General features: G+C 54.5%; 12 protein-coding genes. 5 read left to right on the top strand and 7 right to left on the bottom strand.

Features of this window, described 5'->3' with window-relative positions; all coding sequences use genetic code 11:
• Positions 1–47: 47 nt before the first annotated feature.
• The 4 genes from IEX96_RS00130 to IEX96_RS00145 form a co-directional block, all read right to left on the bottom strand.
• Positions 48–410, bottom strand: a complete 363-nt coding sequence (locus IEX96_RS00130) for a hypothetical protein (RefSeq protein ID WP_150004550.1) — start codon at positions 408–410, stop codon at positions 48–50.
• A 63-nt stretch (positions 411–473) separates the two neighbouring features.
• Positions 474–998 (bottom strand): DUF6702 family protein, encoded by a 525-nt coding sequence (locus tag IEX96_RS00135; protein ID WP_150004551.1) that lies wholly within the window; start codon positions 996–998, stop codon positions 474–476.
• A complete protein-coding gene (locus tag IEX96_RS00140) occupies positions 982–3,303 on the bottom strand; it encodes a M1 family metallopeptidase (protein ID WP_188873269.1) in 2,322 nt (773 codons plus the stop codon). The genes IEX96_RS00135 and IEX96_RS00140 overlap by 17 nt, the downstream gene beginning before the upstream one ends.
• Positions 3,300–5,633 carry a M1 family metallopeptidase gene (locus IEX96_RS00145; RefSeq protein ID WP_150004552.1) on the bottom strand — a complete coding sequence of 778 codons (2,334 nt, stop codon included), beginning with the start codon at positions 5,631–5,633 and terminating at the stop codon, positions 3,300–3,302. Before IEX96_RS00145 ends, IEX96_RS00140 begins: the two co-directional genes overlap by 4 nt.
• Before the next feature lie 200 nt (positions 5,634–5,833).
• On the opposite strand from IEX96_RS00145, the gene IEX96_RS00150 reads away from it, so the two are divergent.
• Positions 5,834–7,411, top strand: coding sequence for a carbon-nitrogen hydrolase family protein (locus IEX96_RS00150; protein ID WP_150000991.1), 1,578 nt, complete (start codon positions 5,834–5,836; stop codon positions 7,409–7,411).
• 16 nt (positions 7,412–7,427) lie between these two features.
• Here IEX96_RS00150 and IEX96_RS00155 read toward each other — a convergent pair whose 3' ends face one another.
• The gene (locus tag IEX96_RS00155) at positions 7,428–8,351 is read right to left on the bottom strand and encodes a cation diffusion facilitator family transporter (protein ID WP_150004553.1); all 924 of its coding nucleotides are present in this window, start codon (positions 8,349–8,351) and stop codon (positions 7,428–7,430) included.
• A 152-nt stretch (positions 8,352–8,503) separates the two neighbouring features.
• Between IEX96_RS00155 and IEX96_RS00160 the strand changes: the two genes are divergently transcribed.
• The 3 genes from IEX96_RS00160 (at position 8,504) to IEX96_RS00170 (ending at position 10,805) form a co-directional block, all read left to right on the top strand.
• Positions 8,504–9,832, top strand: coding sequence for an amidohydrolase (locus IEX96_RS00160; RefSeq protein ID WP_150004804.1), 1,329 nt, complete (start codon positions 8,504–8,506; stop codon positions 9,830–9,832).
• Positions 9,833–9,959: 127 nt separating this feature from the next.
• Positions 9,960–10,343: an HPF/RaiA family ribosome-associated protein gene (locus IEX96_RS00165; RefSeq protein WP_150004554.1), complete on the top strand. Its 384-nt coding sequence runs from the start codon at positions 9,960–9,962 to the stop codon at positions 10,341–10,343.
• Between the two features lie 51 nt (positions 10,344–10,394).
• Positions 10,395–10,805: a DUF3775 domain-containing protein gene (locus tag IEX96_RS00170; protein WP_150004555.1), complete on the top strand. Its 411-nt coding sequence runs from the start codon at positions 10,395–10,397 to the stop codon at positions 10,803–10,805.
• 71 nt (positions 10,806–10,876) lie between these two features.
• On the opposite strand, the gene IEX96_RS00175 is transcribed toward IEX96_RS00170, so the two are convergent.
• The gene (locus IEX96_RS00175) at positions 10,877–12,976 is read right to left on the bottom strand and encodes a TonB-dependent receptor (protein WP_150004556.1); all 2,100 of its coding nucleotides are present in this window, start codon (positions 12,974–12,976) and stop codon (positions 10,877–10,879) included.
• A 170-nt stretch (positions 12,977–13,146) separates the two neighbouring features.
• Between IEX96_RS00175 and IEX96_RS00180 the strand changes: the two genes are divergently transcribed.
• Positions 13,147–13,653 (top strand): transcriptional repressor, encoded by a 507-nt coding sequence (locus IEX96_RS00180; protein WP_229773420.1) that lies wholly within the window; start codon positions 13,147–13,149, stop codon positions 13,651–13,653.
• On the opposite strand, the gene IEX96_RS00185 is transcribed toward IEX96_RS00180, so the two are convergent.
• Positions 13,650–14,024, bottom strand: coding sequence for an acyl-CoA thioesterase (locus IEX96_RS00185; RefSeq protein ID WP_150004558.1), 375 nt, complete (start codon positions 14,022–14,024; stop codon positions 13,650–13,652). The two genes, IEX96_RS00180 and IEX96_RS00185, sit on opposite strands and share 4 nt — an antisense overlap.
• Positions 14,025–14,047 lie beyond the last annotated feature (23 nt).

Genomic DNA, 14,047 nt, shown 5'->3' on the forward strand with positions numbered 1-14,047 from the left:
CTTGGCCGTGAGACGGTCGGAGTGGCACGGTGAAGGCGAGGGTGCGTTCAGTAAAGCAGGATGCGCTTTACCTCGGCATAATCGAGACTGAAGCTGTCACAGCCCTGTTCAGGCCCTTCCGAGCGGCCATAGGCGGCATGGGCATTGAATTCTACCCGGCTTCCCGCCAGCAGCACCTTGTCTTCGGATTCCTTGGCCAGCCGCGCCATGGATTTGGCGATAAACTCTTCCACATTGTCAGGGTCGTACCCGCAAAATTCAGCATTCCCTGCGGCACGGCCCAAACGTTCAGCCAAAATCATCAAAGTGGTTTTCCCCGGATTGCGGGAAGGGCCTTGCATCTGGGCAAGAGCCGCCGTCGTGAGCGAACTGCCCAAAATCAGGGATATGACAAACAGACGGAGCATCATGCGGCTTTCCTTAACGCTTTCCCCCATATCTAAAGACTCACAGGGAGGGGGGCAAGATACGGATTAGGGAAAGTCCACAATTTTGTGCGTCTCCCCTTCGGAGAAGCGGGCTGCTCCGGTTTTTTCGCCGATAGTGGCCACCAGCGTGTTTATCTGACCGGGGAGTTCATCAATGAAAATGCGGTTGGTGATGGCGATCTTTTGGGGCGCTGCTTTCAGGGGCCCTTCAAAATAGCCAATCAAATCCTCGCCGGAAAATTCAAGGCCGATGAATTGAAGCGGTATGGCCTTCCCATCCACATCCAATGTGAAATGGCGGATAAGATAATCGCCGGCCAATCCTTCAAGCTGTGCATGCTTTTCAAAGTTCATCACCTGCTTTTCCTGAAAGGATAAAACCGCTTCCATATCATGAGCGGACAGGCGATGGATGACCTCGATGGTCTGGGCTTGCACATTGTAATTGAGCCGCGTCAACGCGGTGTAAAAGCTGTGCGCCATGGCCGGAATGGCCAGCATCAGGCACAACAGCCCGATAAGGGGCAGGGCAGATGCCCGGCCCCAAACGGTTTTAATCCTGCTTGTCATCATCGTTCATCTTTTGCATCAGATTGGGCGTTGTTTTGCGCCGTTGCAATTCGATGCGCACATCATCGACTTTGCCGGGCCAATAGTTGTTGGACATATCGGCATCAGCGGTTTCCAAATGGGGATCAAGCACGATCTTTTTGATCTCTTTATCGGTAACGATCAGTTTGGTCACACGGGATTGGTTGCGCTGCCATATCTGGGCAGGAATACGCTTTTCTTCATAGCTGCCATCTTCATAATCGATCCCAAGGATGAGAGGCATGACCAGCCCGCCCTTATTGCTGAAATCGAGGAAATAAAGATTGGAGCCAAGGTTTTGCAGTTCTTTTTCCCATGGTTCCATATCCGCCATCAGCTTTTCATAGCCTTTGCGGTCTTTCGGCGCGACGGTGAATTCATCATGCTCGTTGTAGAAATCCAGCAAGTTCGGTTCACGGTCTGTGCGCCGTTCCATGCCATCATTGCGTTGTGCGGTGATGGACCGTGGCAGGGCGGCTTTCTGATCGCGCTTCCATGCTGCTTCCACATCGGGGTTTTTGGTGTCGATGGTGGCGCGTGTCACCTGATCGAGGCTGATATCCACATGGTCGGTGCTATAGAACCAACCGCGCCAGAACCAGTCCAGATCGATGCCGCTGGCATCTTCCACGGTGCGGAAGAAATCCGCAGGTTGCGGACGCTTGAAAGCCCAACGGCTGACATATTCCTTGAAGGCGGTATCGAAAGCCTCGCGGCCCATCACTGTTTCACGCAGAACAGTTAGGGCAGCGGCCACCTTGGCATAGCCGGTGATGCCGCGATTTATATAGGCATCGGATTGGGTCATGATCGGTTGCTGATTTGGCCGGGTCATCAAGCGGGCCAGATGGCGCGGTTCGCTGCGTACGCTGGGAACATCTTCTTCCCATTCCTGAATGGTCAGCTCATCAAGAAAAGAGTTCAGCCCCTCATCCATCCAGAGCCAGTGCCGTTCGTCGGAATTGACGATCATGGGGAACCAGTTATGTCCCACTTCATGGATCACCACGCCGATCAGGCCGTATTTGGTCCGGCGGGAATAGGTGCCGTCTTTTTCAGGACGTGGCGCATTGGCGGCCAGCATGGGGTATTCCATGCCCGACCGGATCGGCGCATTGATAGAGGTGGCATGGGGATAGGGATAATCCATGGTCATGCGGCCATAGGTTTCCAGCGTTTGCAGGATTGCTTCGGTGGAATAGCGGCTCCACAAAGGCTCTGCTTCGGGCGGATAAAGGGATTGCGCCATCACCGTGCGGCCGTCTGCGGTTTCAAACCCCTTGGCATCCCAGATAAAGGATGGCGAGGCGGCAAAGGCGAAATCGCGCACATTTTCGGCTTTATAGTGCCAGATGCGGCTATCGCCATTTTCCCTGGCCGTGCGGTCTTGCGCTTCTTGCGGGGTGATGATGAAAACCGGCTTTTTGGCAGTTTTGGCATCTTCCAAACGGTCGCGTTCAGCGCGGCTCAAGACAGCATCCGGGTTTTGCAAAACCCCGGTAGCAGAAACGGTGAAATTTTCCGGCACCTCGATGGAGACATCGAAATCGGCAAAATCCAGTGCCGGTTCGCCATAAAGAAAGGCCTTTACGATCCAGCCGGCATAATCGGTATAGGCGGCCAAGCGTGGATACCACATGGAAATGAAGTAATTGGGACTGCCATTCTCAAGAATTTCATAGGCGGTGCGGTTCGACACATGCTTGGCGGAAACGATGTTGAAACCGTATTCCACAACAAGCTCCGCCGTTTCTCCCGGCATCAAGGGCGTTGGCAGATCCACCCGCATCATGGTGTCTACAACGCTATGGGGAAGGGCGTTCCCCTTTCCATCGCTTATGGATTTGATGTCATAGCCGAAATCGCCGTCTTCAACGATGGTGATTTCAGCCATACGGGTGATGGGGATGCTTTTCCCCAAGGGATCATCACGGCTTTCTTGCGACACGGAATGGCGCTTGAAGCGGTTCTGATCCATCTGCAGCCATAGATAGGACAATGGATCAGGCGAGCGGTTTTCATAGGAAATGGCCGCACGCCCCTCGATGCGCCTGGTGGCATCATCAAGCCGCACATCAATGTCATATTGGACAAATTGCTGCCAATATTCATGCCCCGGTGCGCCAGAGGCGGCCCGCACCTCGGTGGGTGTGGGCCAAACCTCTTCCATCTGACGGAAAGCATCATGGTGTCCTGCTTTGGACTGCACCACTGCATCGGCGAAAACCGGGAAGGCAAGGGCGGCATTTAAGGCAAGACTGACAAGAATGCGACCTGCCTTCATTGATTGTCACCCTCTTTGTCGTCGCTGCCATCGTCCTGCATTTTCTGCATCAGGTTCTGTCCTTGCTTGCGCTTGAACAGTTCCAGACGTGTTTCCACGGGCTTTCTGGGCCAATAGTTGTTGGACGTATCGGCATCAGCGGTTTCCCGGTTGGGATCAAGGCTGATCTGGCGAATGGTTTTGTCCGTAACAATCAGCTTGGTCACATGGGATTGATTGCTGCGCCAGATTTCCGCGGGGATTCTGCGGGTCTCATGGCTGCCATCTTCATAATCGATCCCAAGGATGAGAGGCATGACCAGCCCGCCCTTATTGCTGAAATCAAGGAAATAAAGATTGGAGCCGAGGTTCAGCAGTTCTTTTTCCCATGGTTCCATATCCGCCATCAGCTTTTCATAGCCTTTGCGGTCTTTCGGCGCGACGGTGAATTCATCATGCTCGTTGTAGAAATCCAGCAAGTCCGGTTCACGGTCGGTGCGCCGTTCCATGCCATCATTGCGTTGTGCGGTGATGGACCGTGGCAGGGCGGCTTTTTGGTCGCGCTTCCATGCGGCTTCCACATCGGGGTTTTTGGTGTCGATGGTGGCGCGTGTCACCTGATCGAGGCTGATATCCACATGGTCGGTGCTATAGAACCAACCCCGCCAGAACCAGTCCAGATCGATGCCGCTGGCATCTTCCATGGTGCGGAAGAAATCCGCAGGCATGGGGCGTTTGAACCACCAGCGTTGCGCATATTCGCGGAAAGCGAAATCGAAGGCTTCGCGGCCCATGACCGTTTCACGCAGGATGTTGAGCGCAATGGCGGGTTTGCCATAAGCATTATTGCCAAATTGCAGGATCGATTCCGATTGGGTCATGATCGGCACCTGATTGGGTGAGATCATATAGTCCACGATGTCGTAGGCATGGCCCCGACGCGAGGGATAATCTTCTTCCCATTCCTGCTCTGCCAAAAATTGCAAGAAGGAATTCAGGCCCTCGTCCATCCATGTCCAGTTGCGCTCGTCGGAATTGACGATCATGGGGAACCAGTTATGCCCCACTTCATGGATCACCACGCCGATCAGGCCATATTTGGCGCGGCGGGAATAGGTACCGTCTTCTTCAGGGCGCGGACCATTGGAGGAGATCATGGGATATTCCATGCCGCCGCCGATAGGGCCATTGACGGAAATCGCCACCGGATAGGGATAAGGCACGGTCATGCGGCCATAGGTTTCCAATGTCTGCAAGATCGCCGGGGTGGAATATTTGTCCCACAAAGGCATGCCTTCGATGGGGTAGAAAGACATGCCCATGACGATACGGCCATCACGTTCTTTATGGCCCTGGGCATCCCAGACGAATTTACGGCTGGAGGAAAAGGCAAAATCACGCACATTTTCCGCCTTGAAATGCCATGTGCGGGTTTTGTCGGTGCCTTCTTTTTGATTGTCTTCGGCTTCTTCACGGGTGACGATGAAAACGGGCTTTTTGGCGGTTTTGGCTTTTTCCAAACGATCGCGTTGCTTTTTGCTCAGCACATCTTGAGGATTTTGCAAAACGCCGGTAGAGGCCACGATATGGTCGGCCGGAACGGTGATTTCCACATCATAATTGCCAAATTCAAGGGTGAATTCGCCACGACCAAGGAATGCCTTGGTGTTCCAGCCATGCACATCGGTATAGGCCACCATGCGGGGGAACCATTGGGCGATGAAATAGACGTAATTGCCATCGTCCTTGAAATATTCCCAGCCGCCCCGGGCGCTCATGGCTTTGCCTTCGGGGATTTTATAGTGCCAGTCGATGGAAAATTCCATGGTTTCCCCGGCCGCCAAAGGCGTGGGCAGATCAATGCGCATCACTGTGTCGCGCACGATATGGGGCAGGGATGCACCATTTTTGTCTTTTACGGATGTGATCTTGTGACCAAGCGTGCCTTCATCGGCGATCATCAGCATACGCAAGGCGTTCATGCTCATATCGGTTTTCGAGGCCTGGGTCAGCGTTGCCCAGGCATTGGAATGCTTGGCAAAGCGGTTCTGGTCCAGTTGCAGCCACAAATAAGACAATGTATCGGGTGAATTGTTCTTGTATGTGATGGTTTCGGAACCGGTCAGGGTTTGTGTTTCATCATCAATGGAAACGCGGATCTTATAATCGGCTTCCTGTTGCCAATAGGCATGGCCGGGCGCACCCGATCCTGCGCGATAGCTTGTGGGTGTGGGCCAGATTTCTTCCATCTGACGGAAGGCATCATGATGGCCGTTTTTGGTTTGCTGTATGGGGTGTGCAAAGGCGGAGGCCGCTACAAAAAGCAGGGGCAACAGAAGAAAGATGCGCATGAAACATGTCCCTTGAGAGTGTCTGGCTTTTGCCGGATCGCAATTTCTTATTTGAGTCCTTTTAAAGACTAGCCGAAGAATGGACCAGATCGCAATGCTACTTGTTATTGGTCGGCAGACACAAAGATATCAATATGAGATCCTATTGCGGAATCTATGTGAAATGACAGTGGCTTGGGATTGTCCCGAAGGAAAATATAATGGCGGACCAGACGAAAAAGCGTACATTATTCGTACGGCAAGCGCAGTTCGCGGATATCGACGCGATCGTGGCTTTGTTGAAAAAAGCCTATCCCACCATGGAAACCATGGTGCCGGAAAATCTGCGAGGCCCTTTGAGTCGCTTTCCGCAGGGGCAGTTCGTTGCTCTTTATGACGGGGCGATCGTGGGGGTGTGCCTTACGTTTCTTGTCAGTGAAGATATTGCGCTCAAGCCTCATAGTTGGTCGGAAATCACGGGCAATGGCTTTGCTTCGCGCCATGATCCCGACGGGGATGTGCTCTATGGCATGGAAGTGGCCGTGGACCCCGATGCGCGCGGCCTGAAAATCGGCCAAAGGCTTTATGATGCCCGCAAAAAGCTGGTGCGAGAGCTGAAAATCAAAGGAATTGTATTTGCCGGACGGATGCCCGGCTATGCCCGCCGTCGCCGCCGCTTTTCAAGTCCGGAAGCCTATCTGGAAGCGGCAGAAAACCGGCAGGTGCGTGATTCCGTTTTGGGATTTCAATTGCGCAATGGCTTCAAACCGGTGCGGATATTGAAGAATTATCTGCCCATGGACAAAGAAAGCATGGGCTTTGCAGCCTTGATGGAATGGCGCAATCCCGATATCGCCAATACCGAGCAGACCAAAGGCGTGCACAGCACCCGGTCTGGCGGGCGTCCGGTGCGGGTGGCCACGGTCCAGATGAAAATGCGTGCGGTTACATCCTTTGACGGGTTTTTGAGCAATGTGGCGTATTTCGCCGAGGTGGCCAGCGATTATCATGCCGATTTCGTGGTGTTCCCGGAATTGTTCACGCTGCAGCTTTTGTCTGCCGAGCCAAAGAAACTGACCCCGCAAGAAGGCATCGAAGCCCTGACAAAATATGCCGCGCAATTTCGCGAAACATTGCGGGATATGGCCATGCGCCTCAATATCAATATCATCGGTGGCTCGACGCCGGTGCGCATGGATAATGGGGATGTGAAAAACATCAGCTATGTGTTTTTGCGCGATGGCGCGGTACACGCGCAGGATAAAATCCATCCCACGCCCAATGAACGGTTTTGGTGGAATATCAAAGGCGGCTCGAAAGTGGCGGCCATTCCCACCGATTGCGGCATGATCGGGGTGCTGATTTGCTATGATAGCGAATTCCCGGAATTGGCGCGCCGCTTGGTGGATCAGGGCGCCTTGATCCTGTTCGTGCCTTTTTGCACCGATGAACGGCAAAGCTATTTGCGGGTGCGTTATTGCGCCCAGGCTCGCGCCGTTGAAAATCAAAGCTATGTGGTTTTGGCGGGCAATGTGGGGAATTTGCCCAATGTGGAAAATATGGACATTCAATATGCCCAAAGCTGCATCTTGACCCCGTGCGACTTTCCCTTTGCCCGTGATGGTATTGCCGCCGATACCACCCCCAATTCGGAAACCGTGGCCTTTGCCGATCTGCATCTGGATGATCTGGTGCGGGCGCGCAATTCGGGAACGGTGACCAATCTCAAGGACCGGCGCTATGATCTTTACCGTATCGATTGGGAACGCAAAGAAGCAGAAGAGGCCGAAGAAAACTAGGGCTTAGGGGCTGATCCTAATCATACGGGTGATCGGCACATCCTTCGCGTTCGATCTGGATGGTGGAATGGGTGATGCCATAGTGGTCTGACAGAAATCTCTTGATGCGTATCAGAGTGTCGTCGGTATTGTCTTTGGTGTTGATTTCGATATGAACGGTCAGCATGGGGCGTTCCATCGTTAACAGCCACACATGCAAATGATGCACACCGGTCACCTGCGGGATGGTCTGGATTAGCTTGTCGCGCAATTCATCAAGATCCAGATGTTCCGGCGCGCCTTCCATCAGGATATTCAGGGTGCGTTTTGTCAAAGACCATCCCGCCCGCACCAAAAGCATCGCCACCAGCAAGGACAGGATCGGGTCGATGGGGGTCCATCCGGTGTACACAATCACAAGACCGGCGATGATGGCGGCAATGGAGCCAAGAATATCGCCAATGACATGCCATAAAGCGGCGCGGATATTGAGATTGTCCTGATCCGCCCCGTGCAACATGCGAAAGGCCACCAGATTGACCAGGAGGCCGACAATCGCCACAGCCAGCATTGGCCCACCCAGCACCGGGGGCGGGGTGATCAGGCGCTCCACCGCTTCCCAAAGTATCCATCCGACCAAAATCAGCAGAGCAAGGCCGTTTATGAAGGCGGCCACCACCTCGAACCGGTAATAGCCATAGGTTTTGGCATGATCGGTGGGCCTGCGCGACAGGCGAAAGGCTGTCCATGCCAAAGCAAGGGCCGCCGCATCGGTCAGCATATGCCCCGCATCGGCCAAAAGGGCCAAGGAGCCGGAAAACAGGGCGCCTGCCACCTCTACCAGCATGAAACCGGCGATTAAAAGCATGGCCCAAAAGGTGCGCCGTTCATTGCGGCTGTCTATGGGGCCGGAATGGTGATGGTGCGGATGGTTATGATGATGCGCGTTCTGGCTGGCCATGGACTTTGTTCGGCTGAAAACGGGGTGTCAGCCTCGCGCGGGGAAGGCTTGGGGTCAAGAGCCGCTTTGACAGACTGCAAATGGCACGCCATCCTGAAGCCGCCTTGCAGCCTGATCGTGCTTGCGACACCACAAAAGGGGAGACACAAACCATGTCGGACCGCTGGAGATCACTGATTGTCCCTGCTTTGCTTTTGGCGTCTGCGCCACTTGCCGCCCAAAGCCAGACGGATGCAGAAATCCACAAGGCCGTGGCATCGGATTATGTCTATCTGGAAAATCTGTATACGCATCTTCATGCCAATCCCGAACTTTCCTTCCAAGAGGCCAATTCGGCAGCACGGATGACAGAAGAGCTGCAATCATTGGGCTTCGAGGTGACGCCCAATGTGGGAGGGCACGGCCTTGTGGGTGTTTTGAAAAATGGCGAAGGACCAACATTATTGATTCGCGCCGATATGGATGCGTTGCCGGTGCAGGAAATGACCGGAAAACCTTATGCGTCAAGCGTTACGGCTGTGGAGCAAAACGGTCAGGACGTGCATGTGATGCACGCTTGCGGTCATGATGTGCACATGACGGTGTTTGTGGGTACGGCGCGGCGTCTGGCGGCCATGAAAGATCAATGGTCCGGAACTTTGGTGATGATAGGCCAACCGGCGGAAGAGCGCGGAGCCGGGGCCAAAGCGATGATCTCAGACGGATTGTTCCAGCGCTTTCCCCGCCCTGATTATAATATCGCGCTCCATGTCAGTTCTTCTTTGGAAGCGGGGCGGATTGCCTATGTGCCGGGCTTTGCGCTGGCCAATGTGGATTCGGTGGACATCACGGTGAAGGGTGTGGGCGGCCATGGGGCCTATCCCCACAGCACCAAAGACCCGATCGTTCTTGCCAGCCAGATCGTGATGGGGCTGCAAACCATTGCCAGCCGTGAAGTGAATCCGCAGGATTCGGTGGTGGTGACTGTCGGCTCCATCCATGGCGGTGCCAAGCACAATGTGATCAGCGATCAGGTGAAGATGCAGCTTACGGTGCGGAGCTATTCCGATGAAACCCGCGCCCATGTGCTTAATGCGATCGAACGCATTGCCCATAATACGGCCCGCGCGTTCGGCCTTCCCGGTGATCTGCTGCCGGTGGTCGAGGTGAAAGATGAATATACACCGGCCACCTATAATGATCCGCAGCTTACCAATCGCTTGGCAAAGGCTTTGTCGGACCATCTGGGGGCGGAAAATGTGGTGGAAAGCAATCCGGTCATGGGGGGAGAGGATTTCGGGCGCTATGGCCGTGAAGGCATCCCCAGCGTGATTTTCTGGTTGGGCGCGGTCGAGCCGGAAAGGGTGGCGGCGGCCCGTCGCGGCGAGATTTCGTTGCCGTCTCTACATTCGCCTTATTTCGCACCTTTGCCTGAACCGACCATCAAAACCGGGGTTGCGGCCATGACCCATGCGGCATTCACGCTATTTGGTGGGGAATAGGCGTTTTTTGCACTGTGATTATAAGGAGGCGTATCCGAAAAGCATGCGGCATGGATTGACCTTTATGAAGGGAAGGGTTCATGCTGGTGACATCATATGACCGATATCCAAGGAGAGGAGAGCATCCATGTCTTCAAATGCCTTGTCTGTGGTTTTTCGCGGTCTTGACCATTCCGATAGTCTGGAAAAGCGCATTCGCGCGGAATCGGAAAAGCTGGCGCGATTTTTCGATCGCATCACCGGTGGTACGGTCACGGTGGAATTGCCCCACCGTCATGAAGGAAAGTCTCAAAAATTCAGCGTTCATATCCATCTGACCATGGCCGGTCTTGATGATGTGACGGTCAGCCATGAATCCGGCCCGAAATCTGTGCATGAAGATGCGTACAAGGCCGTGCATGATGCCTTCGCCGCCGCAAAACGGCAGTTGAAAGACAAGGTGAATCGTATGCAGGACAAGAAAACCAGGCAGCAAGCCGATATTGCTTTTAGTGCATCCGGTGGAGTTTAGGCGCTGGCATAATAGATCGCTGTAGCGCTTCGTTTGACGAAAGGAGTGTCTATGATCCCCGGCAAAAGCCCCTCAGGGCAATTGGAAGACGATGAAAGTCTGCTTAATGTCACGGTAAGCACCGTATCGCACATCATTGAACGGGCGCAGGAAGCCTATGCGGATATGCCGCAAGATGATGACAGTGATGTGGATGTCACCGAACGCCGTGGTGCGGAAGCCGATTTCAATGAACTGGCCTTGCTTATCGACGATCTGAACGAAGAAGAACGGATCGATCTGGTGGTTCTGATGTGGGTGGGACGAGGCACATTCGGTCCAGATGAGCTTGAACAGGCCCGGCGTGATGCCAGCCGCGAGGCAACCCACGCCACATCCGAATATCTGCTGTCCACGCCTTTGGTGGCGGTCTATCTGGCCGATGGGCTGGAAGCCTTCGGCTTGGAAGTCGAAGCCGATTGAATGGCTGGAAAGGCTTGCGGGCGGCGGTTTTCATAAGGGCCGCCGCCCGCAGGATTTTGGCATGAAATGCGTTAGAAACCGGCCCGCAGTGTAAAGCGGATAGAGCGGCCCGGTGCCGGCACCAAATCTTTCAGGAAGCTGGTGTGATAGCGAATATCGCTGTCGGTCAAATTGCGTCCTTCGATCATCAAGGTGATATCGCGTCCATCAAAGGGATGGATGGACACGGTGGTTCCCAACACGAAATAATCATCGGTGGGCCGTTCAAAGGCGGCAATATCGTTTTGTTTTGCTGCATATTCACCAGATAGGTGAATATCGAACCAATGGCTTTGATACTCGGCCCCCAATTGGACGGACAAGGGGGGAATACGCGGCAAAGGGGTGCCCTCGCTGCGGTTTTTGGCTTCCACCATATCAAAGACGGCATTGAGCTTGATGGCCCGTTCACCGGATTGCCACAGCAGATAATCCGCTTCCATTTCCAGCCCGTAAAAACGCGCTTGGGTGGCGGAAAATTGCGCTACAGGCAAATTATCCTCTGTCTCGCCGGTAAAGCGTTCGAAGATGAAATCATCATAGGCGGTATAAAAGCCATTCAGGATGAATGTCAGCGCCCCACTGTTCTTTTTCAGGCTGAGTTCCAACCCTTTGGCTGTTTCCTCCCCCAAAGTTTCATCGCCGAGTTCAAAGGTGAAGCTGGCCAGATGGGGCCCATTGGAGAACAGCTCGTCGGCATTGGGGGCGCGCTCGGTGCGAAAGCCATTGGCTCCGATCAAAAATCCCGCCCCCAGATCATAGGAAACACCCGCAGACAGGCTGATGCCGGTGAAGCTGCGATCAATGGATTGTGTGACGGATTCAACCGTCTGACGATCCAGTCTCAGGCCCGCATCCACATGCCAAGCGCCGGTTTCGATGCTTTGATAGCTGTAAAGCCCCCATTGCATCGTTTCATTGGGCGGCACGAAGGCTTCCAGACCAATGGCTTCAAAATCGCGGCTGCGCAAATGCACGCCGCTGGTGCCGGACCATCCATGTCTGTTCTTTTGGGTCAGGTCCAGCCGTGCTTCCCATTCTTCGTTTAAAAACAGGGTGCCGATTTCATCGCCTTCCAACTCGGCCTGATCATAATCGCCATAGCCAAAACGCATGCTGGCCTTTTCAAAGATTGCAAAGGGCTTTGTCCATTCACCGATCACGTCAACGCGCAGTTGTTCGATGTCGATACGAACGCCTTCTTCCTCTTCGCTTTCTCCTTCTTCGCCTTCAAGGGCAACGGGGATGCCGTAAACAGTGTCCAGATGGCTTATCGATGCGCCGATAAAGCCATTGTCTCCCACATAGGAAAGCCCGCCTGTGCCGCCCCAGCTTTCAATGCCGGAATTATTGGCACGGCCAAACGGCTCGTCCTCGCCTTCGGGCAAGGGATTGTCGAGGCGCTCTTGCTCGGAGCGTAAAAATCCCGGCGCTGTGAAATCCCGATGATTGCGGTAAAAGCCGTCCAGATGGGCCATCCACCCGCCGGTGATATTCAGATCAAGGGCGCCGCTATTCACCACTTCATCGGCATTGGTGCCATAGCTGGACCGTATGAACCCGTCTGCTTTTCCGTCTTCTGGAAGGGTGCGCGGCACCCGATTGTCGGTGACATTCACAACGCCTGCAATGGCATTGGCCCCATAGATCAAGGTGGCGGGGCCGCGCACCACTTCGATCCGCTTGGCGGCGGAAAGATCCAGCGCCACCGCATGATCGGGGCTGGTGGTCGATGCATCGAAACTGCCCAGATCATTGATCAAAACGCGCAGGCGGTCACCGGAAAGCCCCCGGATCACCGGACGGCTGGCCCCTTGGCCGAAGGCGGTTTGGGATAAGCCCGGCAAACGGTCGAGACTGTCGCCAATGGTGGCCCGCACCGCTTGTTCCAGATCCTCACCGGTCAGAACCGAGGTGCCTTGCAACACATCATAACGTGATCGCGCACCGGGATGGGCGGTGACGATGATTTCTTCCAGCCCGCCCGTGTTATGGCCCAGATGGGTTTGGTCGGATTGGCTTTCCAAGGGGCGATCTTGCTGCAATTCTGCAGTGTTTGCCAAAACGTCAGGGGCAACAGATGCCCCGGTGAGTATGGCGCCGAGCAATAATCTGGTGTGGTGAGAGCGCATGAACCGGCATCCCTTTTTTTGTGACAGGGCTTTTGTAATGTTATATTATCACACTTACGTCAAGTCTTGACTGCATCCCCGCCATATTTCTGTGAAGGAAGGGAAATTGGGTAGAGATGCGACCATCGATTGTTTAAGCTTGCCGCTGATCAAAAGGAGATATGCCACCGATGCCGCTTATGCCTGCAAAGCCGGAATATCCGCATGACCACGCGCAATGCTCGTCCGATGCATTGGCGGAGGCACAAAGGATTTGCGCGCGTCGCGGGGTGCGGCTTACCGAAACGCGGCAAAAGGTTCTGGAGTTGATCTGGGGCGATCATGCGGCTGTTAAGGCTTATGATCTTTTGGAACAGCTCTCCGGGCCGGGGCGGGCAGTGCGCCCACCCACCATCTATCGGGCTTTGGATTTTTTGCTGGAAAACGGCCTGATCCACCGCATTGAATCGCTAAATGCCTATGTGGGATGTCCGCAGCCGGGGGGGCAGCATAGCAGCCAGTTTCTGATCTGCGATGCCTGTTCTATTGTTATTGAACTGACGGGGACGGATGTGGTGCACGCTGTGGCAGATGAGGCCGCATCACATGGCTTTGAAATTACCCGCCAAACCATTGAAGTGCATGGCCTTTGTGGTCCATGTGCGGCCCGCCATGCCGAAGAGGCGCCCGTGCCCTAGTCTGTATCCACCGGACGGGGATTGCCATTTTGATCCACGGCCACGAAGATGAAGGTGCCTTCGGTCACCGGAAATTCCTCGTCGATGCCGCGCCGGCTCACGCAGACTTCCACATTCACATGCATGGATGTGCATCCTACGGATTTGATCTCGGCATAGCAGCTCACCAGATCGCCCACATGCACGGGGCGGTGAAATTTCATGGCTTCCACAGCCACGGTGGCCACGGCACCGCCCGCCCTTTGGCTGGCGGTAATGCCACCCGCAATATCCATTTGCGACAGCAGCCAGCCGCCGAAGATATGGCCATTCAAATTCAGATCGGCCAAACGAGGCGCGGTGCGGATAACGGGATCGCGTTTGCTTGCCATAAGAAATCCTTGCATCTGGGCCA

The organism is Iodidimonas muriae, from assembly GCF_014647255.1.
Lineage (GTDB): Bacteria > Pseudomonadota > Alphaproteobacteria > Sphingomonadales > Rhodothalassiaceae > Iodidimonas > Iodidimonas muriae.